The organism is Pseudomonas sp. EMN2 (assembly GCF_009650555.1).
Taxonomy (GTDB): Bacteria; Pseudomonadota; Gammaproteobacteria; order Pseudomonadales; family Pseudomonadaceae; genus Aquipseudomonas; species Aquipseudomonas sichuanensis.
Genome location: NZ_VZZR01000085.1, coordinates 1 through 24,593, shown reverse-complemented (window position 1 = coordinate 24,593; position 24,593 = coordinate 1). Strand labels below are relative to the sequence as shown.

General features: G+C 67.1%; 23 protein-coding genes. All 23 read left to right on the top strand.

Annotated features, from left to right (window positions below; all coding sequences use genetic code 11):
- The first annotated feature begins 34 nt into the window (after positions 1-34).
- The 23 genes from F6X61_RS21970 to F6X61_RS21860 all read left to right on the top strand — a co-directional run bounded on the left by F6X61_RS21970 (position 35) and on the right by F6X61_RS21860 (position 24,325).
- Positions 35-586: a hydrolase gene (locus F6X61_RS21970; RefSeq protein ID WP_153788518.1), complete on the top strand. Its 552-nt coding sequence runs from the start codon at positions 35-37 to the stop codon at positions 584-586.
- The gene (locus tag F6X61_RS21965) at positions 583-1,665 is read left to right on the top strand and encodes a DUF1615 domain-containing protein (protein WP_306109341.1); all 1,083 of its coding nucleotides are present in this window, start codon (positions 583-585) and stop codon (positions 1,663-1,665) included. Before F6X61_RS21970 ends, F6X61_RS21965 begins: the two co-directional genes overlap by 4 nt.
- A gap of 147 nt (positions 1,666-1,812) precedes the next feature.
- Positions 1,813-7,665, top strand: a complete 5,853-nt coding sequence (gene mnxG, locus F6X61_RS21960) for a manganese-oxidizing multicopper oxidase MnxG (RefSeq protein ID WP_153788516.1) — start codon at positions 1,813-1,815, stop codon at positions 7,663-7,665.
- A 560-nt stretch (positions 7,666-8,225) separates the two neighbouring features.
- On the top strand, positions 8,226-8,468 hold the full coding sequence (locus F6X61_RS21955) for a hypothetical protein (RefSeq protein WP_153788515.1): 243 nt from the start codon (positions 8,226-8,228) through the stop codon (positions 8,466-8,468).
- A 29-nt stretch (positions 8,469-8,497) separates the two neighbouring features.
- Positions 8,498-8,764 (top strand): DUF3077 domain-containing protein, encoded by a 267-nt coding sequence (locus F6X61_RS21950; RefSeq protein ID WP_153788514.1) that lies wholly within the window; start codon positions 8,498-8,500, stop codon positions 8,762-8,764.
- Positions 8,765-9,000: 236 nt separating this feature from the next.
- Positions 9,001-10,980, top strand: a complete 1,980-nt coding sequence (locus tag F6X61_RS21945; RefSeq protein ID WP_153788513.1) for a cytochrome D1 domain-containing protein — start codon at positions 9,001-9,003, stop codon at positions 10,978-10,980.
- On the top strand, positions 10,977-11,630 hold the full coding sequence (locus tag F6X61_RS21940; RefSeq protein ID WP_110996310.1) for an SCO family protein: 654 nt from the start codon (positions 10,977-10,979) through the stop codon (positions 11,628-11,630). Before F6X61_RS21945 ends, F6X61_RS21940 begins: the two co-directional genes overlap by 4 nt.
- Entirely contained in the window at positions 11,627-12,283 is a 657-nt protein-coding gene (locus F6X61_RS21935; protein WP_153788512.1) for an SCO family protein, read from the top strand. The genes F6X61_RS21940 and F6X61_RS21935 overlap by 4 nt, the downstream gene beginning before the upstream one ends.
- 122 nt (positions 12,284-12,405) lie before the next feature.
- Positions 12,406-13,887: an ABC transporter substrate-binding protein gene (locus F6X61_RS21930; protein WP_256671401.1), complete on the top strand. Its 1,482-nt coding sequence runs from the start codon at positions 12,406-12,408 to the stop codon at positions 13,885-13,887.
- Between the two features lie 12 nt (positions 13,888-13,899).
- Positions 13,900-14,541, top strand: a complete 642-nt coding sequence (locus F6X61_RS21925) for a SurA N-terminal domain-containing protein (protein ID WP_153788510.1) — start codon at positions 13,900-13,902, stop codon at positions 14,539-14,541.
- Positions 14,542-14,779: 238 nt separating this feature from the next.
- Complete coding sequence (locus F6X61_RS21920; protein WP_178125869.1) at positions 14,780-15,313, top strand: response regulator; 534 nt, start codon at positions 14,780-14,782, stop codon at positions 15,311-15,313.
- A 54-nt stretch (positions 15,314-15,367) separates the two neighbouring features.
- Positions 15,368-17,077: a GspE/PulE family protein gene (locus tag F6X61_RS21915; RefSeq protein WP_256671400.1), complete on the top strand. Its 1,710-nt coding sequence runs from the start codon at positions 15,368-15,370 to the stop codon at positions 17,075-17,077.
- Complete coding sequence (locus F6X61_RS21910) at positions 17,058-17,840, top strand: hypothetical protein (protein ID WP_153788508.1); 783 nt, start codon at positions 17,058-17,060, stop codon at positions 17,838-17,840. Before F6X61_RS21915 ends, F6X61_RS21910 begins: the two co-directional genes overlap by 20 nt.
- Before the next feature lies 1 nt (position 17,841).
- Entirely contained in the window at positions 17,842-18,384 is a 543-nt protein-coding gene (locus F6X61_RS21905; RefSeq protein WP_153788507.1) for a PilN domain-containing protein, read from the top strand.
- Positions 18,371-18,922 (top strand): type 4a pilus biogenesis protein PilO, encoded by a 552-nt coding sequence (gene pilO / locus F6X61_RS21900; protein WP_153788506.1) that lies wholly within the window; start codon positions 18,371-18,373, stop codon positions 18,920-18,922. The genes F6X61_RS21905 and pilO overlap by 14 nt, the downstream gene beginning before the upstream one ends.
- A complete protein-coding gene (locus F6X61_RS21895; protein ID WP_153788505.1) occupies positions 18,922-19,425 on the top strand; it encodes a hypothetical protein in 504 nt (167 codons plus the stop codon). Before pilO ends, F6X61_RS21895 begins: the two co-directional genes overlap by 1 nt.
- The gene (locus F6X61_RS21890) at positions 19,422-21,290 is read left to right on the top strand and encodes a secretin N-terminal domain-containing protein (protein WP_153788504.1); all 1,869 of its coding nucleotides are present in this window, start codon (positions 19,422-19,424) and stop codon (positions 21,288-21,290) included. The genes F6X61_RS21895 and F6X61_RS21890 overlap by 4 nt, the downstream gene beginning before the upstream one ends.
- A complete protein-coding gene (locus F6X61_RS21885) occupies positions 21,287-21,760 on the top strand; it encodes a type II secretion system protein (protein ID WP_153788503.1) in 474 nt (157 codons plus the stop codon). The genes F6X61_RS21890 and F6X61_RS21885 overlap by 4 nt, the downstream gene beginning before the upstream one ends.
- A gap of 5 nt (positions 21,761-21,765) precedes the next feature.
- Positions 21,766-22,140: a type II secretion system protein gene (locus F6X61_RS21880; RefSeq protein ID WP_153788502.1), complete on the top strand. Its 375-nt coding sequence runs from the start codon at positions 21,766-21,768 to the stop codon at positions 22,138-22,140.
- Positions 22,115-22,636, top strand: a complete 522-nt coding sequence (locus tag F6X61_RS21875; protein WP_153788501.1) for a type II secretion system protein — start codon at positions 22,115-22,117, stop codon at positions 22,634-22,636. The genes F6X61_RS21880 and F6X61_RS21875 overlap by 26 nt, the downstream gene beginning before the upstream one ends.
- Positions 22,633-23,028 carry a curli production assembly/transport protein CsgE gene (gene csgE, locus F6X61_RS21870; RefSeq protein WP_153788500.1) on the top strand — a complete coding sequence of 132 codons (396 nt, stop codon included), beginning with the start codon at positions 22,633-22,635 and terminating at the stop codon, positions 23,026-23,028. Before F6X61_RS21875 ends, csgE begins: the two co-directional genes overlap by 4 nt.
- Positions 23,025-23,444, top strand: a complete 420-nt coding sequence (locus F6X61_RS21865; RefSeq protein ID WP_153788499.1) for a curli assembly protein CsgF — start codon at positions 23,025-23,027, stop codon at positions 23,442-23,444. The genes csgE and F6X61_RS21865 overlap by 4 nt, the downstream gene beginning before the upstream one ends.
- Before the next feature lie 35 nt (positions 23,445-23,479).
- Positions 23,480-24,325, top strand: a complete 846-nt coding sequence (locus F6X61_RS21860; RefSeq protein WP_153788498.1) for a CsgG/HfaB family protein — start codon at positions 23,480-23,482, stop codon at positions 24,323-24,325.
- Positions 24,326-24,593: the final 268 nt, after the last annotated feature.

Genomic DNA, 24,593 nt, shown 5'->3' with positions numbered 1-24,593 from the left:
TCATGGCCACAAGTTTCCAGGCAAGGGGCTGACAATGCTGATCGATTCAACACGCGCCACGCTGCTGGTGGTCGACATCCAGGAAAAACTCATCGGCGCCATGAGCGACCCCGCAGGCACAGAGGCCCGGGCACGCTGGTTGCTGGCAGCGACCGCCGACCTGGAGTTGCCCACGGTGATTTCCGAGCAGTACCCAAAAGGCCTTGGCCACACCCTCGAATCCCTCAAGGCCGCCGCGCCGGGTGCGGTCATCGTCGAGAAAAGCCACTTTTCCTGCGTCGCCGCCGACTGCCTGCCGGCCAGCCTGCTGGACCGCGGGCAGGTGATCGTGTGCGGCATGGAAACCCACGTTTGCGTGCTGCAGACCGTGCTCGGCCTGCTCGCCCTGGGCAAGCAGGTGTTCGTGGTCGAGGACGCCTGCGACAGCCGCACCGCCGCCAGCAAGGCCGCCGGCCTGGCACGCATGCGCGCCGCCGGGGCACAGATCGTCACCCGCGAGATGGTGCTGTTCGAACTGATGGGCAGCGCCAGCCACCCGCTGTTCCGCCATATCAGCAAGACCTACCTGGTGGGTGAACAGCCCTGAACGGGCGCCTGCTGGCCGTCGGCCTGCTGTGCCTGGGGCTGCTGCAGGGCTGCGCCGGGCGCCGCGAGGAGGCCGCCGAGGCCGACCCGGCCAAGGTCCGCGCCCAGCTGCTGCGTCTGTTGCCGGCGCAGGTCAAGGATCGCCAGGGCTGGGCCGAGGACATCCAGGTGGCGTTCCAGGCCCAGGGTATCGCGCCAAGCAAGGCCAACCTGTGCGCCGTGCTGGCGGTGACCGAGCAGGAGTCGACCTTCAACGCCGACCCGCAGGTGCCCAACCTGGGCCGTATCGCCCGTGAGGAGATCGACCGCCGCGCCGCGCGCCTGCATATCCCCAAGCTGCTGGTCGACGGCGCACTGCAAACAACTTCCAGCAACGGCAAGACCTACCAGCAGCGGCTGCTCGCGGTGCGCAGCGAAAAACAGCTCAGCGCCCTGTATGACGAAGTGATCGGCCGCCTGCCCCTCGGCCGGACTTTGCTCGACGGTCTCAACCCGGTGCACACCGGTGGGCCGATGCAGGTCAGCATCGACTTTGCCGAGCAGCATGCCAAAGGCTACCCCTACGCCTATCAAGGCACGATTCGCCAGGAAGTATTCAGCAGGCGCGGTGGCATGTATTTCGGCATCGCCCACCTGCTGGGTTACTCCACCCACTACGAGCGCCCGCTGTACCGCTTCGCCGACTTCAACGCCGGCTGGTACGCCAGCCGCAACGCGGCGTTCCAGGCGGCGTTGGGCCGCGCCAGTGTGACCACGCTGGCACTGGACGGCGACCTGATTGCCCCCGGTGCGATCCTGCCCGGCAAGACCGAGCAGGCGGCGCGCAAGCTGGGGCCGAAGCTCGGGTTGCGCAACCCGCAGATTCGCTCGCAGCTGGAGCAGGAGGGTAGCCTGGACCTTGAAGAAACCGAGCTGTACCAGGGCGTGTTCCGGCTGGCCGAAGGCAAAGTAGGCAAGCCGCTGCCGCGCGCGGTGCTGCCGGGGATCGAGCTGAAAAGCCCGAAGATCACCCGCAAGCTGACCACGGCCTGGTTCGCCGGACGAGTGGACGAACGCTACCAGCGCTGCATGCAGCGCTGATGCCCCCCGATTAAGGGCCTCAATTGGGTGATCTTCCCCGATTGGTAACTACGGCTAGATCCAAGCTATTGAAATAAAAAGAAAATTTTAATGGCATGAGCCTTGCTCACCTCCCCGCAGAGTCCTTGCGCCCCTCGGAGGTGACCCATGACGACCCCTCGCAAAGGCCCCGCCCTGACCACCTTGGTGCTGGCCCTGCTGGGCTGGCAGGAAAGCGGCGAAGCGGCCGTGCAATGCCAGCGCACCCTGACCGCCAACGTGGTGGCCCTCGACCAGCCGCTGATGTACAACCGCCTCGGTGCGCAGAATGCCAACGGCATGCTGTTCGCCCTGCGCCAGGATGTGGTGGACGAGCACCTGGTGCCGCTGAGCAAAGGCGGCGCGGCCGTCCCCGGCAAGGTCACCCTGCGCCCGGACAAGCGCCCGCGGCCGATCGTGCTGCGGGTGGCCGCCGGTGACTGCCTGACGGTCAACCTGACCAACCTGCTGGCCTACCAGGCCAACCCCAACAAGCACGGCATCGAACCCGAGGAGCCCGAAGGCGAGGAGGGCGAAGAGGTCGAGTTGCCGGACGCCGAAGGCGGCGAGCACTTCATCGCCGACGAGCAGGTCACCGACCGCCACGTCGGCTTCCAGGTCAACGGCATGCAGGCGGTCACCAGCATCGCCGACATCGCCGCCAACACCGGGCGCAACGGCAACTTCCTGGTCGCCCCCGGCGGCACCCGCAGCTACACCCTGTACGCCGAGCGCGAAGGCGCCTTCGCCGTGACCAGCCAGGGCGCCACCTTCGGCGGCCAGGGCGGTGCGGGCAACGTCGCCAATGGTTTGTTTGGCCAAGTGGCGGTAGTGCCCAAAGGTGGGCGCACCTACCGCAACACCCTCACCGAAGAAGAAATGCGCCTGGCCACCACCGGCCGCACCGCCACCGGCCAGCCGGTGATCAACTACGAAGCGCGCTACCCGCAGCTGGAACCCTGGATCGCCGAAGGCAAGGCCGGCAAGTCTTTTTTCGCCAAGGTCAACGCCTACGAGATCCTAAACAGCGAGACCGACGCCATCGTCATGGGCCCCAACCCCGACGGCAGCTTCCCCAAGAACACCTACCCGTTGGAAAGCGTCGGCAAGCGCAACCCGGCGCTGCCCAACCGCCTGGAAGCGTTCCGCGACTTCGCCGCGCAGTTCGCCGACGAAGTGGCCGGCACCCAGGCCTTCCCCGGCTACTGGGCGGACCCGGTAATGGGCCATGTGCTGGAGCCGACCCGCGACTCGTTCATGATCAACTACGGCTCCGGAGGCATGGGCGCCGAGGTGGTGGCCAACCGGCTCGGCGTAGGGCCGATGCACGACTGCCTGTCATGCGCCTACGAGGAGTTCTTCCTCAGTGCCCACACGGTCGGCGATATCGGCACCCTGGTGGATATCCCGGCCAACGTCGGCCTGGAGCGCATCCGCCCGGGCGAAGTGCCGCCGGCCAGCGCCATCGGGGTCAAGGCCACCATGGCCCTGTACCCGGCCGAGCCTGCCAACGTGCACCACAGCTACATCGGTGACTTCACCAAGTTCCGCAACACCCACAATGGTCACGAGCAGCACATCTTCCACCTGCACGGCCACCAATGGCTGTTCAACCCCAACGACGACAACTCCGACTACATCGACGCCCAGGGCATCGGTCCGGGCGTGGGCTACACCTACGAAATCGCCAACGGCGGTTCGGGCAACCGCAACCGGGTAGCGGGCGATGCCATCTACCACTGCCACTTCTACCCGCACTTCGCCCAGGGCATGTGGGCCATGTGGCGGGTGCACGATGTGTTCGAGCCCGGCACCAGGCTTGAGGTCAGCGGCGAGGGCGAGAACGGTTACCACAGCACGCCGTTCGCCCTGCGCAGCGGCAAGCCGGCCAATGGCGCGCGGGCCTTGCCCGACGGCGAAATCATCGCCGGCACGCCGATCCCGGCCATCGTGCCGCTGCCGGGCAAGGCCATGGCGCCGATGCCGGGCAAGGTCACCGTGGTGCCCAAGCTCGGAGAGACGCTGGTGGCCCAGCATGACGACGATGATGACGAGGAGGAGGGCGACGACGATCATTCCGATCAACCAGCCACCCCCCGCGCCGTGGGCTCCCTGGCCCTGGTCGATCGCAGCGAAAGCAACCGCAACGCCGACGGCAGCCTGAAGAACCCCGGCTATCCGTTCTGGATCGGCGGCATGGAAAGCAGCGTCGGCCAGCGCCCGCCAACCCCGCCGCTGGACATGCTCGACCCGGCCCTGGCACGCCAGCTCAAGGACAGCGGCAAGGCACTGTGGGCCAACCTCGACGCCAACCAGGTCGATGGCTGGGACGGTGGCCTCGGCCGCCACGCCCTGGACGGCGTGTCCGCCGGTGGCGAGGCGGTCACCACCACCACCCGGCTGGACTTCTCCAAGGTGCTGCACAAGGCCAAGCCGATCTACCTGCCCGAAGAGGGCACCGAGGTGGAGCAGGCGGCCATGCAGTTCCATGCCAAGGCCGAACACCCAAGCTTCGCCCTGGTCCCTGGCGGCGCGCCGGTGGCCAAGGCGTTCCGCACCAACGGCGCCTTGCCCACCGCCGGCGCGCCGTTCTACGAGCCTTGCATGGATGACCGTGGCAAGCGCCTGACCCAGTCCTCCGGGGTGGGCGAGTTCAACAGTGGCGAGACCCTGACCGGCATGAGTTTCCGCGGCTCGTCCGCCTTCACCGCCGACCGGCCGCGCATCTACAAGGCCGCCAACATCCAGTTCGACGCGGTGTACAACAAGGTCGGCTACCACTTCCCGCAGGCGCGCATCCTCGCCCTGTGGGAGGACGCCTGGCCGGTGATCACCAAGCAGCGCCCGCCGGAGCCGCTGGTGATGCGCATGAACACCTTCGACTGCACCCAGTACGTGCACACCAACCTGATCCCGTCGTTCTATGAGATGGACGACTATCAGGTGCGCACCCCCACCGACGTGATCGGCCAGCACATCCACCTGCCCAAGTGGGACCTGACCGCCGCCGACGGCTCGGCCAACGGCTGGAACTACGAGGACGGCATCCTCTCGCCCGGCAGCGTGGTCGAGCGCGTGCACGCCATCCGCAGCTTCAACAACTGCACCGAGGGCGATGCCCGCGAAGGCACCGCCGCCTGCCCGAAAGCCAAGCAGCACCCGTACTTCGGCCGCTTCGGCCGGGCCGACTGGCTCGGTGCGCGCACCGCCATGCAACGCTGGTTCGCCGACCCGCTGGTCAACGTGCATAACGTCGACCGTGGCCTGGGCACCATCTTCACCCACGACCACCTCGGCCCATCGACCCACCAGCAGCTTGGGCTGTACGCCACCGTGCTGGCCGAACCTGCCGGGTCCACCTGGTACCACGCCGAAACCGGTGAGCAGTTGTACAACCCGGCGACCCGCCAGGACGGCGGGCCGACCTCGTGGCAGGCGGTGATCCAGACCGGCGACCACGACGGCGACGGCAAGAACGACAGCTACCGCGAGTTCTTCCTCGAATACAGCGACTTCCAGCACGCCTATGAAGCCGGTGTGTACGTGGGCGCCGGCCCCAACGGCATCCCCGACGGCCAGAGCTACCCGGCCACCGCCGACAGCTTCCGCTACGCCATCAACCCGCCGGTGCGCCAGGCCGCTTCCAACCTGCTGGAATCGGTGGTCGAGTCCCGTGGCGGGCTGAACCCCGGTTGCCCAAGCCGGCCATGCCCGCAGGCGATCTCGGTGGATGACCCCGGCATGTTCGTCGTCAACTACCGCAACGAGCCCCTGGCCCTGCGCGTGTACGACCCGAACAAGGTCGGCCCGGACGGCAAGCGCGGCATGCAGGCCGACGGCCTCGGCGGCGACCTGGCCTACGCCCTGCAGTCGCGTACCGACCGCGCCATCCCGGCGATGAACCTGGCGCCCTCGGCGATCACCCAGGCGGTCGGCCCCACCGGCGGCACCACGCAGTTCCCGCCGCACATCAACAAGGCCGGCAGCGAGCCGGGCGACCCGTTCACGCCGATGCTGCGTACCTACAGCGGCGACAACGTGCGCCTGCGCCTGCATGCCGGCGGCCATGAAGAGGAGCACAACGTCACCCTGCACGGCGTGAAGTGGCTGCAGAACGGCTCGGGCTTCGGCAACAGTTCCAACTCCGGGTGGAAGTCGTCGCAGATGATCGGCATCTCCGAGCAGATGGGCTTCATGGCGCCGGTGTCGATGATCTCCAGCTCCGCCGCCACCAACGGCGACTACCTGTACTCCATGGACGCCGCCCTGGAAGGCTACTGGAACGGGATCTGGGGCGTGATGCGCAACTACACCGCCCAGCGCGCCGACCTGTTCGCGCTGCCCAACAACCCGCAACCGGTAGCCATGCGCAACACCGTCAACTTCGACGGCATCTGCCCGAAAACCACGGCCAACGCCAATGGCGTGGGGACCCGGCCGACGGTCAAGCGCAGCTACGAGATTGTCGCGGCCCTGGCCAACGACATCCTCGAGAACCGTCACGGCGTGAGCATCAACGACCCGGCCGGCATCGGCCAGCACGTCGGCGGCGCGCTCAAGGCCAACGGCGGCACCCTGGTGTTCAACAGCCGGCGTACCAGCATCCCGCTGGTCAGCGGGGTCGACCCTGAGGATGGCGAACCCTTCACCATCGGCGGCCACAGCGCGCCGCTGCACGATCCGACCGCGGTGCTGTACGTGCGCAAGGCCGACCTCGACCCAGGCACCGGCAAGCTCAAGGCCGGGGTGCCGGTGGAGCCGCTGGTGCTGCGGGCCAATGCCGGCGAGTGCATCAGCATCACCCTGGAGAACCGCCTGCCGCTGGTGATGCCCGACCTGCCGAGCACTGCCGTGATGCAGAACGTGGTCAAGCGCGACCGCTTCGACGGTGAAGGCTCCACCGCCTTCAACAACAACCTGATGCGCCCCTCCAGCCACGTGGGCCTGCACGCGCAATTGCTGGCCTACGACATCACCAAGTCCGACGGTGCCAACGTCGGCGCCAACCCGGTGCAGACCGTACCGCCCCGGGCCGGCAACAGTGGTGCCTACCCGAGCCGGGTGTACCAGTACTACGCCGGGCACCTGGAGCGCGAAGGTAAACCCACCCTGCAACTGGGGCGCACGGTGGACAACATCAACACCACCGCCATCGAGTTTGGCGGCCTCAACCTGGCCCCGGCGGACTTCATCAAGCAGCCGCAGAAGGGCCTGGTCGGTGCCATGAGCATCCTGCCGCAAACCGCCACCTGGACCGAGGACGCGGCCAGCCGCGCCCAGGCCACGGTCAAGGTCAGCGGCCAGCCGGACTACCGCGACTTCGTCACGGTGTGGCAGCGCTCGCTGAACATGCGTTGGGCCGATGGCCGCCCGGTGGAGGGCATCGCCACCGAGGGTAATGGCGTCCCGGGGGATCCGAAGGACAACGGCAACATGGCCATGAACTACAAGACCGAGCCGCTGTGGTTGCGCTTCGGCCTGGCGCCGGACGCGCCGTTCGGCCATGCCGACGGCCTGGGCTTCGCCGACGTGCCCAATGCGCACATGGCCTACAGCAATGCCCTGGTTGGCGGCGACCCGCAGACCCCGGTGCTGTACGCCAAGCCCGGGCAGCCGATGCGCAAGCACGTGCTGATGCCCAGCGGTGGCAGCCGCGGTATTACCTACCAGCTCGATGGGCACCTGTGGCCGCTGCACAACTACCAGGCCGAGAAGAGCGATATCGACGGTTACCCCATGGGCTTGCCGGGTATTGGTTCGGTGCGCTTCGGCTACAACCCCATGGCGATGTTCATCGGCGCGCAGGAAAGTGTGCTGCCGGCGGCGCACTTCAGCTTCATGCTGTCCAGCGCCGGGGGCGGGAATGCGGTGCCGGGGGATTACCTGTTCCGTGACTATGCGGCGTACGGGAACATGTCGGGGTTGTGGGGGATCTTGCGGGTGACCAATGAGCCGCCGCCAGCGACGGCGCCGGCGCAGTAGGGGGAGGGGTGTTGGAGGGCTGCCGCGGGGGATCGCGGCGGCCCTTTTGTTTTGGGGTGGGCCTCCAGGTGTAGGGCGGGAGATTGGGTGAGGGCCACCAAGTGCCTGCCGGTGTTTTTGCAGCGCCTATGAGATCGAGCGCCGCGCGGGCGGCGCTCGATCTTGAGAACGCTGCAGAGCTGTCGCCCTTCACCTGGTGGCCCACATGCGATCCCAAGACAGGCGCCTCCAAGGCAAACCGCTGACCCTGTTTAATCAGATTTAGCGGCTTCCCTGTAGTCCATTTCCCAAACATACTCCCCGCGCCTTTTTTCCATTGCGGCGGCAATTTCCGCCCTCTAGTCTCGCCAGGTCGCTGCACATCAGCGACTCGGCTTTGACAGGCCGCAATTGAAAGAATGCGCACTAGCTTCGCGCTCGATGGCGGCTGTGCGTGTGGGCACGCTCGCGTGCGCCGGTGTTTCCTTTCTTTCATCCGGTCTGTCAACCCACGCACAGCTGCCACCTTTCTGTTTGACAGCAGGTCTGTGGCAGTCCAACCCGAAAGAAAGGATCTAAAAATGTTAAAGATCGTCCCCGACCCACCCCATTTCCATCCCTTCCTCGAAGACACCCTGGTCCAGACCCACGAACACGTGCTCTGCGCCCAGGCCATCGTCCAACACGCCATCCCGCTGATCTTCAAATCCCCAGGCTCGATGCTGGTACTGGCAGTACTGCACGAAATCGAAACCGTGCGTACCCAGCTGGAATCCGCACTGGCCCAGATCCAGCTGACGGTGCACCCGCAAACCCTGCACTGACGGTTGTGTCGCGTTTCAAGGAGATCCCCATGCCTACAGACACCTCCCATACCACCGTCGGCAAAACCACCTTCACCCAGGGCGAAGGCAGCAACCGCCAACCCCTGTTCCGCATCGAGCCCGGCATCCCTTGTCAACACGCCCGCGATCAAGCCAGCGAACTGCTGGACTGCGTCCGCCACCTGACCCTGGTCGGGGTGATGGATCAAGACCCGCGTATGGTCTGGGCGGCGCATTACCTGAGCGCCCTGGCCAAGGCGCTGCTCGATGACGCCGAACTGGGCCTTGCCCACTGACCACTCCGGGGCCGGCACCCGGCCCCGGCTTCGGGGAATCAGCTTGGGGCAACCTCCCCAATCCTCTCGGGTTGTCATCCCAACTAGCTGATAAACAACAAAATTATTCCTGGCATAGCGCTTGCTACAGCCTCCGCAGACCCTTGTCTTACCTGGAGGTGCAGCATGGTTACCCCGCTTTCCGTCATAGCCCCGTGCGTGCACGCCTGCCTCTTGGTCGACAAGGGTACCTGCCCATGAACCGCAAACTGCGCCCCGCCTACATGGGGCTTGTGCTGGGCTGGGCACTGATCGGTCTGGGCGTCGCCTACGAAAAACTCTGGTGCGACCCGCGCGAGCTGCTGCAGCAGCCCACCGACCCGCAAGCCCTGCACCGCCTCAGCCGCGACGGGGTGACAGTGGAGTTCGAGGCGCGGCCATTGGCCGGCGCCCAGTTGCGCGAAGGCGACTTCGCCAGCATCCGCTTCAAGGTCAGCGACCAGGCCAGTGGCCAACCGCTGTCGGGGATGGCCCCGGGGGCCTGGCTGGACCCGGCGCAGTCGGCGCCGGTGGGCGACCGCGACAGCAGCTGCAAGGCGCGGGTGGCCTTGTTTCTCAAGAGCAGCATCGGCGCCCGGCCATTGCTGGACCTCAACAGCTACTTCCTGCTGGTGCTGAACAAGGACGCCAGCCTCACGGTGATCGACCCGACGGTGTCGGTGGGCGGGGTGACCAGCACCCTGGCGCGCATCGACCTGCCGGGCCGGCCCATGGACTGGGTCGCCACCCGCGATGACCGCCAGGTGTTCGTGTCCATGCCCGAACGCAACCAGGTGGCCTTGATCGACACCGAAACCTTCCGCCGCGTGGCCACCCTCGATGCCGGCGAACAGCCCCTGCGCGTGGCCCTGCAGCCCGACCAGCGCCTGCTGTGGGTGGGCAACAACAGCAGCGATCCGGACAAGGGCGGCGTGACGGTGATCGACGTGCCCAGCCGCACCATGCTCAAGACCTTCGTCACCGGCTCCGGCCACCACGAGATCGCCTTCAGCGCCGACTCGCGCTACGCCTTCGTCAGCAACCGCGACGGCGGCACCCTGAGCGTGATCGATACCGCCGCCATGCGCCTGGTGCAAACCCTCAAGGTGGGCCCGCACCCGCTGTCGGTGGCCTACTCGGCGCTGTCCCAGGCGGTGTACGTGGTCGATGGCCAGGAGGGCACGGTGCGGGTGATCGACGCACGCAGCCACCATGTGCGCCACACGGTCCAGGCCGAACCGGGGCTGGGGCCGATGCGCTTCAGCAGCGACGGGCGTTTCGGCGTGGTGCTCAATACCCTGGAGAACCAGGCGCTGGTGATCGACGCCAGCAACGACCAGTTGATCCACCGCATCCCGGTGGCCGCTGAGCCCTACCAGCTGACCTTCACCAAGGGCTATGCCTACGTGCGCGGCCTGGCCTCGCCGAAAGTCAGCATGATCAACCTGGCCAGCCTCGGCCAGGGCCGCACGCCGATCGTCCAGGGCTTCGAGGCCGGCCCCGCCGCGCCGCGCCAGGCCGGCGACCTGCCGCTGGCCCAGGGGGTGAGCGTGTCGCGCGACGACAATTCGGTGTTCGTGGTCAACCCGGTGGACAACACCACCTACTTCTACGCCGAAGGCATGAACGCGCCGATGTCGGGCTACAACAACCGCGGCCACCAGGCCCGCGCGGCCATCGTCATCGACCGCAGCCTGCGCGAGGTGGCGCCGGGGGTATACGGCTCCACGGTCAAGTTGCCGGCGGCCGGCACTTTCGATGTGGCCTTCCTGCTCAACCAGCCGCAGATCATCCACTGCTTCAGCACCGAGGTGGCGGCCTTGCCGGACGCCGGCTTGCGCAAGGTGGTGCACGCCGAGTTCCTCGGCACCGAACAGCCGTTGCTGCAGAACAGCCCGTTCGTGGCCCAGGTGCGCATCCTCGGCGAGGACGGCAAGCCACGCCCGGGCCTGCGCGACCTGAGCCTGCGCTACTTCCTCGCGCCGTCGTCGCTGCCGCGCAGCCTGCCGCTGACCGAAGTGGGCGAGGGCGTCTACCAGGCCTCCCTGGAGCTGGCCGAAGCCGGCGCCTGGTACCTGCATGTGCAGTCGCCCAGCCTGGGGCGCAAGTTTGCCGAAGACAACTACACCAGCCTGCGCGTGCTGCCGGCCGCCACGGCGCCTACCGCTTCCCAAGGGGAACCCAGGAGTCTGCGATGAACCCTGTCGATGCCGGAAAACTCTTTGCCCTGAGCCTGCTGCTGGCCAGCGACCTGGCCCTGGCCCACGCCGGCCATGATCACGGCGGCGCACCCCAGGCACCGCCCGCCGCCCACCAGGAAAAAGCCAGCGTGCGCTTTGCCGATGTCGCGCTGCTGGACCAGAACGGCATGCCGGTGCGCCTGGAAAAGGACCTGGTGGGCGACCACCTGGTGGTGATGGGCTTCATCTACACCAGCTGCACCACGGTATGCCCGGTGGTCTCGTCGATCATGGGCAAGGTCCAGCAGCAGCTGGGTGGGCGAGTGGGCGAGGAGATCCGCCTGGTGTCGATCAGCGTCGACCCCCAGCGCGACGACGCCAAACGCCTGGCCGACTACGCCAAGGCGTTCCAGCGCGGCCCGGGCTGGAGCTGGCTGACCGGGTCACCCTACGCCATCACCGAGACGCTCAAGGGGCTGGGCAGTTTCAGCGCCAACCTCAGTGAACACCCGCCACTGATCCTGGTGGGTGACGGGCGCAGCGGGCACTGGACGCGCTTCTACGGCTTCACCGACCCCAACGTGCTGATCACCGAGGTCAACCGCCTGAGCGCACGGCGGGTACATGCCAAGAGCACGGCAATCGCCGGCCAGGAGGTGCAGCCATGAGCAGCCTGAGCACACGCCGCGCCAGCATGCGCGGCTTCGACTGGGTGGTGCTGGGGGCCTGCCTGTGGATCCTCGCCTCGGTGGCGTTCGCCCACGAGGGCCATGCGCCGGCGCCGCAGCCGGCACCGCAGGCCATGGCGAGCGGTGGCGGCACCCGTGATGCGCAGACCTGGTTCACCGACACTGTGCTCAAAGACCAGAACGGCCGCGAGCTGCGCTTCTACAGCGATGTATTGAAGGACAAGGTGGTGATGCTCAACGTGATCTTCACCCACTGCAACGACGCCTGCCCGCTGATCACCCGCAAGCTGCGCGAAGTGCGCGAGGCCATGGGGCCTGAGCTGGCGGGGCAGGTGACCTTCGTTTCGGTCAGCAGCGACCCGCTCAACGACACCCCGCAAGTGCTCAAGGCCTTTGCCGAGAAGCAGGGGGTGGACGGGCCGAACTGGCTGTTCCTCACTGGCGACAAGGCCAGCGTCGACCTGGTGCTGGGGCGCCTGGGGCAGTTTCTGCCCAGCCCCGAGCAGCACTCCACGCAGTTGATCGCCGGTGACGTGGCCGGCAAGCGCTGGAGCAAGATCCGCCCCGACGCGCCGCCCGCCGCCATCGCCCAGCGCATGCAGCTGCTGGCCCAACCGCTGGCGGGGCGGTGAACGTCATGGGCCGCCAGACGCCCCCCATCGCGGGGCAAGCCCGCTCCCACGATAGGTGGGGCGTGGGAGCGGGCTTGCCCCGCGATGGGGGACGTCTGGCGAGCGCCTGCCTTTGGCTCGCCTTGGCCCTGTGCACCCCAGCCCTGGCCCTGGACCTCAGCGAACACGAACAAGCCGGCAAACGCCTGTACCGCGAAGGCATTTCCAGCAGCGACGCCCAGTTGCAGGCCCGAGTCGGCGCCAGCGACATCAGCGTGCCGGCCAGCGTGCTGCCCTGCGCCAGCTGTCACGGCAACGATGGCCGCGGCCGCGCCGAGGGCGGCGTGCGCCCGCCCAGCCTGGACTGGCAGCGCCTGGCCCTGGCGCAGGGCGAGCGCGAAACCAACAGTCGGCGTTACCCGGCCTACAGCGACGCCAGCCTGGCGCGGGTGATCCGCACCGGCATCGACCCGGCCGGCAATCGCCTGGACCCGGCCATGCCGCGCTTCGAGCTGAGCCTGGCCGACCAGCGCAACCTCACCGCCTACCTCAAACGCCTGGGCGATGAACGCGACCCGGGCGTGGAGGAGGGCGTCCTGCGCCTGGGCACCCTGCTGCCGCAGAGCGGGCCCCTGGCCGAGGCCGGGCGGGTGGTGCGGGCGGTGCTGGAGGATGGCATCGCGCAGCTCAACGAGCAGGGCGGCCTGCATGGCCGGCGCCTGCAATTGATCACGGCCGATCCCGGCTTTGACGCAGCCGGCACTTCCAGGGCGCTGGACACACTGCTGGTACAAGAGCGGGTGTTCGCCCTGATCGCACCGCTGGCGCCCTGGCTCGACAGCCGCGCGCTGGCGCAGGGCGGCGTGCCGCTGATCGGCGCAACGCCACGAGATGGCGGCAGCGCGCAGGTATTCGACCCGTTGCCCGGCCTGCCCGAGCAGTTGCTCAGCGTGGCGCTGCATGCCCACGCTGCCCTGGGCCTGGCGCCCGATGCGCTGCAGGTGGTGTATGCCGGCGACGATCAGGCCGCTGCCGCTGCAGCCCTGCAGCAACGCCTGAGCCAGCTGGGCTTGCAGCTACCTCCGGTACAGGCCTTCGCCGGCCAGGCGGTGGCGGGCGAGGGCATCCTCTACCTCGGTCGCGCGCAGGGCTTTACCGAGTTGGCCGCCGCGCTGCAGGCCCAAGGCCGCCAGCCCTATCTGCTGGCCGCCTCGGCCCAGGTGGCCGGCAGCCTGCCGGGCCTGCCGGCGCAATGGTCGCAACGGCTGTTGCTGGCCTATCCCTTCGTCCCCGGCGACTGGACCGCCGAGGGCCGCGCGACCTTGGCGGGCGTGCAGCAACGACAGGGCCTGGATGCGCGCCAGGCCGCGCTGCAGGTCAACACGCTGTGCGCATGGCGGCTGCTGGTTGAAGCGCTCAGGCAGGTCGGCCGCGATGCCAGCCGCGAGCAACTGGTCAACGCCCTGGAGCAACTGCATGACGTGAACACCGGGCTGACCCCGGCATTGGGCTTCGGCCCGGGGCGGCGCCAGGCCCTGGCCGGCGCCCATGTGGTGGCGGTTCGCTTGCCGGGCCCAGGCTTCGAAGAAGTGGCGGCGTACCGCGCCGTACCAGACACCCCTTGAACGGAGGTTGCCATGCGCGTTGTGATGATGTGGCTGCTCGTGCTGCTGGCCTCGACCAGCCAGGCCGATGCGCCGGCGGCGCGGGTCAATGGCGTGGAGATCGGTGTGCTGCGCCTGGAGCGTTACTTCAGCGAATACCTGATTGCCCAGGGCCGGGCGGTGGCCAGCATCCGCAACCCCAACCTGTACCAGCGCCTGCGCGAGCAGGCGCTGGACGAGCTGATCGACAAGGAACTGCTGTGGCAGGAAGCGGGGCGCCTGGGCATCGTCATCGACGACCAGCAGGTCGACGCGCACATTGCCGGGCTCGAGGCGGCCTTCGGCAGCCCGGCGCTGTTCGAGCGGCGCCTGCAGGAGGCCGGCTTCGATCGCCCTGGCTTCGCTGACTACACTCGACATGAACTGGCCGCGCAGCTGGCGTTCGCCCAGTTGACCGCAGTCGAGGAACCCACCGCAGCCGAAGTCGCGGCCTTCCATCAGGCCAATCGGCACATGCTGCAAGGAATGCAGAACCAAAGTGATAATACGTCTGTCTTACCCGAACAGGGCCAACGCCTGGCCAGGGACGCGCTCGTCGCGCAATTGCAGGCCCAGGCGCGGCAATCGGTGCGCCAACGTTTGCGCGAATCCGCTACAGTGGAGCGCCCCGACTGAGGCCGTGACGGGCAATTCCCCACTAGTGGGGGAACCCCGCAAGGCAATGTGCCATCAGTGTCCCCGGTTGTGGGGAAGCGGCTGCACGCACGCCCGGACGATGTGAAAGATATTCAACAAAATCAATGCTTTACTAGATTCGCGCAATAGCCCTTCATGCCTGGCACGAAGCCTGCTCAAGCCTCTACAAGGCCGCACTTCGCAGACCGGGAAACCGGGCAGTTCATGGGAGTGGACCTTGGTGAACAGAGTATTGGTAGTCGATGACGAACAGACCCTTGCGCAGAACCTGCAGGCGTATTTGCAGGCGCAAGGCCTGGAGGTCCACCTCGCCCATGACGGTACCAGTGGTATCGAACAGGCCGAGAAGCTGGCGCCGGATGTGATTGTGCTGGATTACCGCTTGCCCGACATGGAGGGGTTTCAGGTTCTGCAGACCGTGCGCAGCCACAGGCAATGCCACTTCGTGTTGATTACCGCCCACCCCACCGTCGAGGTGCGTGAGCGGGCCGCCGAACTGGGTGTGAGCCATGTGCTGTTCAAGCCGTTCCCACTGATGGAACTGGCCCGCGCGATCTTCGACCTGATGGGCATCGAGCGCCAGCGCAGGGCCACGGATTCTCCCGCCGAGGGGTTCGTCGAACGACGCCAGAACAGGAACGATGCGTTCCCCCTGCAGTTGTACGATGGCAGCTGGGTGCTGGCCGACCGCCGACGTAATGGCGTCAGGCCCCCTGAACCTGACGACGAGCAACTGCTGACCGGGGAATAGCGGCGCCCAAGGCCCACCCGCCTGCAGCGCCGCCCCTGAGCGGAGTTGCAGGCCATGTCCCAGGCATTCGATTCAGATTCGCTGGCGCAATCGCGGGGCAAGCCCGCTCCCACGGGCGCTTACCCCCGCGAGCTGCTGGCCCAGGCCCGCACCCAGTCCGGCGAAGAGCGCCTGCTGGCCTGCCTGGAGCGCCTGGCCGGCGATACCCCCGCCACCTTCACCCAACGCCTGGCCACCACCCTGCATTACCCGCTGCTGGGCACCCAGGCGCTGTTCGCCTGCACCCCGGCCTTCCAGCGGGTCAGCCTGGCCCAGTGCCTGAAACGCGAATTCGCCCTGGTCGAACACCAGGGTGAGTCGATCGGTGTATTCGCCGACCCCTTCGACAGTGCCCGCCTGGCCTGGATCGATGACTGCCTGCAGGGTGCGCCGCTGTATCTGGTGCATGCCGCCGACCTGGCCGCCTTCCTCGCCCGCCACGAAGAGAGCTTCCACGCCGTCGACTCGCTCGACCACGAGGTCGAGGTCGGCAGCGAGGCCGACACCCTGCAGCGGCTGTCGCTGACCAGCATCAGCGAGGACCAGAGCCGGGTGGTCAAGCTGGTCAACTCGACCCTCTACGATGCCCTCAAGCAGCATGCCAGCGACATTCACCTGGGTATGACCGGCCAGGGCCTGACCATCAAGTACCGCATCGACGGCGTGCTCAACGGCGCCGGCAAGGCCAGTGGCAATGCCTTCGCCGAGCAGGTGATCTCGCGCATCAAGGTGATGGCCGAGCTGGACATCGGCGAGAAGCGCGTGCCCCAGGACGGCCGCTTCAAGGTGGCCATCGGCGAGCGGCAGATCGACTTCCGGGTGTCGATCATGCCGAGCATCTTCGGTGAGGACGCGGTGCTGCGGGTGCTCGACAAACAGGACCTGTCCGACAAGGTCAGCGGCGTGCAGTTGCGGGCCCTGGGCTTCGAGGAACACACCCTGCGCGCCCTGCGCCGGCTGGCCGCCGAGCCCTACGGGATGATCCTGGTCACCGGCCCCACCGGCAGCGGCAAGACCACCACGCTGTACGCCATGCTCAGCGAGATCAACCATGGCGTGGACAAGATCATCACCATCGAAGACCCGGTCGAGTACCAGCTGCCGGGGGTGCTGCAGATCCCGGTCAACGAGAAGAAAGGCCTGACCTTCGCCCGCGGCCTGCGCTCGATCCTGCGCCACGACCCGGACAAGATCCTGGTGGGCGAGATCCGCGACCCGGACACCGCGCAGATCGCCGTGCAGTCGGCACTCACCGGCCACCTGGTGTTCACCACCATCCACGCCAACAACGTGTTCGACGTGATCGGCCGCTTCAGCCAGATGCAGGTCGACCCCTACAGCTTCGTCTCGGCGCTCAACGCCGTGCTGGCCCAGCGCCTGGTGCGCCTGGCCTGCACCCACTGCGCGGTGCCCTGCGAGGCCGACGACGAATTGCTCGCTGCCTCCGGGCTGAGCCGTGAAGGCGTGGCCGGCTGGCAGTTCGTGCGCGCCCAGGGCTGCGGCCAGTGCCGCGGCAGTGGCTACCGCGGGCGCAGCGCCATCGCTGAACTGCTGCACCTGGACGACGACCTGCGCCAACTGATCGTCGAACGCCGCCCGCTCTCGCAGATCAAGCAGCTGGCCTGCCAGCGCGGTCTGCGCCTGTTGCGCGCCTCGGCCCTGGACCTGGTCCGCACCGGCCGCACCACCCTCGAGGAGATCAACCGTGTCACATTCATCAGCTGATCGGTATTGCGCCGTGCTCGGCGCTGAAGGTGTCGGCCTGGGTTGCTGGCACGGTAAGCAACAGCCCTGGCTGGGCAGCCGTGGTTTTAGCTGCGACGCCGCGCAGCCGGCCTGGGCCGCCGCGCTGCATGCGCTCGGCGAGCTGCTGGCCGAACACCAGGTGCGCAGTGCGCCGCTGCGGGTGTTGCTGTCGGCCCGTTTCAGCCGCTTCTGCCTGGTGCCCTGGAGCGCCGCCATCGGCAGCCCGCGCGAACTGGACGCCTATGCCCGGGCGTGCTTCGAGAACCTCTACGGCCAGGTGCTGGATGACTGGCGCATCGTGCTGTCGCCGGAGCCTGCCGGTGCCGCGCGGATTGCCACGGCGCTGCCCGAGGCGCTGCTGCAAGGCCTGCAGGACCTTGGCCGGGACTACCGCCTGAGCCTGCGCTCGGTGCAGCCGTACCTGATGGCCGCCTACAACCGCTGCTCGGCGCAACTGGCCCAGGGCGACTTCCTGTTCGTCCTTGCCGAGCCGCGCCGCAGCGTGCTGCTGCTGGCCGCCGACGGCGCCTGGCAGCAGGTGCTGGCGCAGGGCTGCGCCGACACCGACCAGGCCTTGCAGGCGCTGATCGAGCGCACCTGCGAGCTGTATGGCGCGCACCCCACCCAGGTGTACCTGCATGCGCCGGGGCGTCAGGTGGCCTCGACCCTCGCCGCGGTGCAGCTGTGCACGGTAGTCGGCGAGGCCGACCCGCTGTGCGCCATGTGGCGGGCGGTGGCCTGACATGCGCCGCCTCGAACTGGAATTCCAACCCCGCCACAGTGGCCCGCTGGCCTGGTCGCTGCTGGCCCTGGCCGGCGCCGTGCTGGCGGTATTGGTACTGGCCCAGCAGCAGTTGGTGGGCGAACAGGCCGACCTGGAGGCCCGCGTGCACCAGCTGGAGCTCAAGCTCGGCCGCCGCCCGGCCACTGCCGCACCGCAGAGCAGCGCGATGATCCGCGAGCAGGCCGAGCGCCTGGCGCAGATGCGCAGCGTTTCGCAGCAACTGCAACGGCCCTGGCAGCAGCTGTTCGCCATGCTCGAGGCCATGCCCCAGGAAGACGTGGCGCTGCTCACTCTCACCCCCGACGCGCGCAAGGGCCAGGTGCGCATCAGCGCCGAGGCCCGCAACCTCGAAGCCATGCTGCAGTACCACCAGCGCCTGGAGCGCAGCGCCGAGCTCAGCGACGTGTCGTTGCTTAACCACGAAGTGGTGGCGGGGCAGGCCGAGCACCCGGTGCGTTTCAACCTCACTGCCACCTGGGAGACCGGCCATGCGCGTCCCTAGCCTGATCCTTCACGAAGCGGCGCTGCGCCTGGGCCGGGTCGGCATCGCGGCGGTACTGGTGGCCGTGCTGGCGTTGGCGGTGGCCCTGGCGGGTGTGCTGCCACAGTGGCAGGTGGTGCGTGAACTGCGCGCCAGCGAGGCCGATGCCAGCGTCCAGGTCAAACGCCTGGAGCGTGGCGAGCTGAAAGTGCAGGCCAAGCCCGAACAACAGGTGCTCGACGACCTGCGTCAGCAACTGCCTGGCCAGCCCCAGGCCAGTGAGCTGATCGAGCGCCTGTACCACCTGGCCAGCGCCGAACGCATCAGCCTGGCACGCGGTGAATACGCCCTGGGTGTGGACCCGAAAACCCAGCTGGCGCGCTACCAGATCGTCCTGCCGGTGCGCGGCAGCTACCCGCAGATCCGTGGCTTCCTCAAGGCGCTGCTGGCCCAGCTGCCGACCGTGGTGCTGGAAGACCTGGAGCTGCAACGCAAGCGTATCGGCGACCGTGAGCTCAACGGCCGGGTCCGCATGACCCTTTACCTGTCGAGGTCGTGATGAACATTCAGCGTGCGGTGATGTGGGCTGGGTTTCTGGGCTTGAGCGCGGCACTGGCGTGGGCGCCGGGGCATTGGTTCGGCCAGGAAGAAGGTGTGCAGACCATCGCGGGGCAAGCCCGCTCCCACGAAGCCCCCACAGTTGTAGACGTGGGAGCGGGCTTGCCCCGCGATGAGGCCATCAAGCCCTCGCGCGACCTGTTCCCCAGCCAGCAATGGACCGCCCCGCAAACCCTGGCCACCGTCACCGAACAACCCGTGGTCGCCGCCCCCGTGGTGGTGGCCCCCACCGCCCCGGAGCTGCCGTTCCAGTTCGTCGGCCGGCTGGGCGACCGCGACGACCTGCAGGTGTTCCTGCAGAACGGCGAGAAGCTCTACGTCGTGCGCCAGGGCGACGTGATCGAAGACACCTACCGCCTCGACCGGGTCTCGGCCACCGAGCTGAGCCTGGTCTACCTGCCACTGCACCAGTCACAGACCCTGTCTGTCGGGAGCGCACCATGAAGCCTTCGAAGTTGTGCAAGCCTGCTCCGTTCATGTTGCTGGCCCTGTGCGTGGCCATCGCTGGATGTGGCTCAAGCGGTGTACGCAAGGACAGCGCGGAGCTGATGAAAGAGGGCCAGTACGAGGCCGGCATCGCCCGCCTGGAAGAAGCCCTGCGCGATGACCCGCGCGACACCGAGCTGAACATCGCCCTGGCCCATGGCCGCCAGGCGGCGGTCGAGGCGCTGCTGACCCAGGCCGACAGCGACCGCATCCGCCACGATTTCGCCGGTGCCCGCATGGGCTATGGCAGGGTGTTGACCATTGAGCCGAACAACCGCCGCGCCCAGGAAGGCATCCGCCAGCTGGAGCTGATCCGCACCCTCGACGAGCGCGTGGCCCTGGGCCAGGCCGCGCTGCGCCAGGGCGACCTGTTCGGCGCCGAGCGCTACATGCGCGAAGTGCTGCGCCTGGACCCGCAGAACCAGAAGGGCATGACCCTGCGCAGCGACATCGAGAACGTCCAGGCGCGCACCGCCACGCCTTACCCGCAGCTGCGCAGCAAGCTGGAACGCCCGGTCACCCTGGAGTTCCGCGACGCCAACCTGAAGACCATCTTCGAGGTGCTGGCCCAGGTAGCCGGGATCAACTTCATCTTCGACAAGGACCTGCCACCGGGCATGAAGGCCACCATCTTCGTGCGCGACGTGCGCATCGAGGATGCCGTGGCGCTGCTGCTGGAGCAGAACCAGCTGCGCCAGAAGATCGTCAACGACAACACCTTGCTGATTTACCCCGACTCGCCGCAGAAGACCAAGGACTACCAGGAACTGGTGATGCGCACCTTCTACCTCACCAGCATCGATGCCAACACAGCGCTGAACATGGTCAAGACCATGCTCAAGACCCGCGATGTGTTCGTCGATGAGCGCCTCAACACCCTGACCATGCGCGACACCTCGGATGCCATCCGCATGGCCGAAAAACTGCTGCAGTCGCAGGATCAGTCCAACCCGGAAGTGGTGCTGGAAGTGGAGGTGATGGAAGTGGCCACCTCGCGCATCCTCGACCTTGGCCTGCAATGGCCGAACACCTTCGGTGTGCTGAGCAACGACGGCAAGCCGGTCAGCGTGCTCGACCAGCTCAAGGGCATCGACTCCAGCCGCATCAGCATCTCGCCGGCGCCGCAGGCCAAGATCAATGCCCAGGACAAGGACATCAACACCCTGGCAAGCCCAGTGATCCGGGTCAGCAACCGCGAGCAGGCGCGCATCCACATCGGCCAGCGGGTGCCGATCATCAGCGCCACCTCGGTGCCGTCCACCCAGGGGCCGGTGATCACCGAGAGCGTCACCTACCTCGATGTCGGCCTGAAGCTTGAAGTGCAGCCCACCGTGCACCTGAACAACGAAGTGGCGATCAAGGTGGCGCTGGAGGTGAGCAACGCTACTCCGCTGGAGGCCACTCGCCAGGGCACCATCCCGGTCCAGGTCGACACCCGCAACGCCCAGACCAGCCTGCGCCTGCACGACGGCGAAACCCAGGTGCTGGCGGGCCTTGTGCGCAACGACCACAACGCCAGCGGCAACAAGATCCCGGGCCTTGGCGACATCCCCGGCCTGGGTCGGCTGTTCGGCAGCAACAAGGACGACATGAGCAAGTCCGAGCTGGTGCTGGCGATCACCCCGCGCATCGTGCGCAACCTGCCGTACCAGAGCCCGTCGGACATGGAGTTCGGCACCGGCACCGAGTCCAGCCTGCAGGTGCGCCAGATGGCGCTGCCGGTACCGAGCGAGGCGCTGCCGACCGACTCGGATGCCGAACCCGCCGCCCAGGGCCAGATGGCCGTGGTCCCGGCCCCCGCCCGCGTGGTGCCACGGCCATGAAACGCCGCCAGCAGGGCTTCAGCCTGATCGAGGTGGTGCTGACCCTGGCGCTGCTCGGGCTGCTCGCCAGCATGGCCGCGCCATTGGCCGAAACCATGGTACGGCGTGGCAAGGAGCAGCAACTGCGCGAGGCGCTGTACCAGATCCGCGACGCCATCGACGCCTACAAGCGCGCCTTCGACGCCGGCTACATCGAGAAGCGCCTGGACGGCAGCGGTTACCCGCCGAACCTGCAGGTGCTGGTGGAGGGCGTGCGCGATGTGCGCAGTGCCAAGGGCGCCAAGTTCTACTTCCTGCGGCGCATCCCGCACGACCCGCTGCAGGCGGCCAAGGCCGACGACAACGGCGCCTGGGGCCTGCGCGCCTACGACAGCAGCGCGGACAACCCCCGGGAAGGCCAGGACGTCTTCGATGTGTACTCCAAGGCCCGCGGCAAAGGCCTCAACAACATCCCCTACGGGCAATGGTGACGCCGATGAAACCCAGCAAAGGCTTCACCCTGATCGAACTGCTGGTGGTGATGGCGATCATCGCCACCCTGATGACCATTGCCATGCCGCGCTACTTCAACAGCCTCGACGCCTCGCGCGAGGCCACCCTGCGCCAGAGCCTGGCGGTACTGCGCGAGGCCCTGGACCACTACTACGGCGACACCGGGCAATACCCCGATTCGCTCGAGCAACTGGTGGAGCAGCGTTACCTGCGCAACACCCCGCTGGACCCGATCAGCGAGCGCCGCGATAGCTGGCAGCTGGTGCCGCCGCCCGAAGGGGTGGCCGGCGGGGTGGCGGATATCAAGAGCGGGGCCACAGGGAGGGCGCGCGATGGCAGCCTCTATGCCGAATGGTGAAGCCGGCTTCACCTACCTGGGCGTGCTGTTGCTGATTGCCGTCAGCAGCATTGCCCTGGCCGCCACCGGCACCCTGTGGGCCACCAGTGCCCAACGCGAACGCGAGCGCCAGTTGCTGTGGGTGGGCGGGCAGTACGCCCAGGCGCTGCGCAGCTACTACCGTGCCTCGCCGGGGCTGGCCCAGTACCCGCAGGAACTGGCCGACCTGCTCGAAGACAATCGCTTCCCGGCAGCGCAGCGGCATATCCGCAGGCTCTACCCCGACCCGGTCGGTGGGGGCGAGGACTGGGGCCTGATGCGTGCCGTCGACGGGCGCATCACCGGGGTGTACAGCCGCTCCGAGGCCATGCCCCTCAAACGCAGTGGTTTCGATGCGCTGTGGAGTGCCTTCGAAGGGCTGGAGCACTACAGCGACTGGCAGTTCGTCGCCGAGCAGGCCTTTGCCGAAAGCGCCGCTGGCGCCCGTCAGCATGCCGGCCAGGGAGATGCGCCATGAGCCGCGCGCTGCTGATGCTCGGCCTGTGCCTGGCGCTGCTGCAGGCGCCGGCATGGGCCAACGAAGAGGACGAGATGAAGGGCTTCATCGTCGACAACACCATCTCGCACATCGGCCACGACTTTTACTACTACTTCGCCGACCGCCTGCGCGCCACCAGCCGCCTGGATTTCAACCTGGTGGTGCGCGAACGCCCGGATGCCCGCTGGGGCAGCCTGGTGACCGTGGAGTTCGAACGCGAAGTGGTGTACCGGCGCTTTCTGCCACCCAACACCACGCAACTCACCGAAGAGGCCAAAGAGGCCGCCGACCTGGTCAGGCAGCAGATTGTCCAGCGCAAATTGCAACGGCTGCTGCAGGACACCACCGATCTGGAGAGGGACGAGCTATGAGCAAGTACACAACGCAACGCGTCGCTGCCTGCCTGCTGGCCGCCGGCATCGGTTGCCAGGCGCTGGCCACGGAACTGGTGTACACCCCGGTCAACCCGGCCTTCGGTGGCAACCCGTTGAACGGCACTTGGCTGCTCAACAACGCCCAGGCGCAGAACGACTACGACGATCCGGACCTGAAGGAGCGCACCAGTGCCTTCACCGGCACCTCGGCACTGGAGCGCTTCACCAACCAGCTGGAATCACGCCTGCTTGGCCAGTTGCTGGACAACATCAGCAACGGCAACACCGGCAGCATGTCCACCGATGCCTTCCTGATCGACGTCATCGACAACGCCGGGGCCTTGAGCATCAAGGTCACCGACCGTGCCACTGGCGAAGTTTCGATCATCCAGGTGAGCGGCCTGAACCCCTGAGAGGGACGGGTCTTTATTGTGGGGAGAGCACAACCATGAAACGTCTGCTGAGCACGCTGCTGTTGATCACCGCCCTGTCTGGCCTGCAAGGCTGCGGCCTGCGCGAACCGATGCCGGCCGAACAGGATTCCGACACCCCGACCCTGACCCCGCGGGCCTCGACCTACTACGACCTGGTCAACATGCCGCGCCCACGTGGGCGGTTGATGGCGGTGGTGTATGGCTTCCGCGACCAGACCGGGCAGTACAAGCCGACCCCGGCCAGCTCGTTCTCCACCAGTGTCACCCAGGGGGCTGCGAGCATGCTGATGGACGCGCTCAATGCCAGTGGCTGGTTCGTGGTGCTGGAGCGTGAGGGGCTGCAGAACCTCTTGACCGAGCGCAAGATCATCCGCGCCTCGCAGAAGAAGGCCGACGTGCCGGAAAACATCCAGGCCGAGCTGCCGCCGTTGCAGGCGGCCAACCTGATGCTCGAAGGCGGGATCATCGCCTATGACACCAACGTGCGCAGTGGTGGAGAGGGGGCGCGGTATCTGGGTATCGACATCTCGCGTGAGTACCGGGTGGACCAGGTGACCGTGAACCTGCGGGCGGTGGATGTGCGTTCGGGGCAGGTGCTGGCGAATGTGATGACCAGCAAGACCATCTACTCGGTCGGGCGCAGTGCGGGGGTGTTCAAGTTCATCGAGTTCAAGAAGCTGCTGGAGGCGGAGGTGGGGTATACCACCAACGAGCCGGCGCAGTTGTGCGTGCTGTCGGCGATCGAGGCGGCGGTGGGGCACTTGCTGGCGCAGGGGATCGAGCGGCGGTTGTGGCAGGTGGCGCAGGAGGGGGATTCGGCGGTGGTGGACAAGTACCTGAGTCAGTATCAGCAGCCTTGAGGGGGGGCGGGGTTAGCCTGGGGGTATGTGTCTGATGCCGTTGGTATGGAGGGATGTTGTTGGAATAGGTTGTTGCTTATGGAGGAGCGCCAGAAGTTAGTGTGGGCTTCTGGCGTTTCTTGATTCTAGTGGTTTATGTGTTTGTTGTTTGTTGTTTGTTTGTTTTGAGGTTGTATGCGCATTCATTTGTGATGTCGACGCATAGTCACCTTTCCGCCCTTACGGCGGGTTACTTTGGTCTTGGCCAAAGTAACCAAAGCCGCTCGCT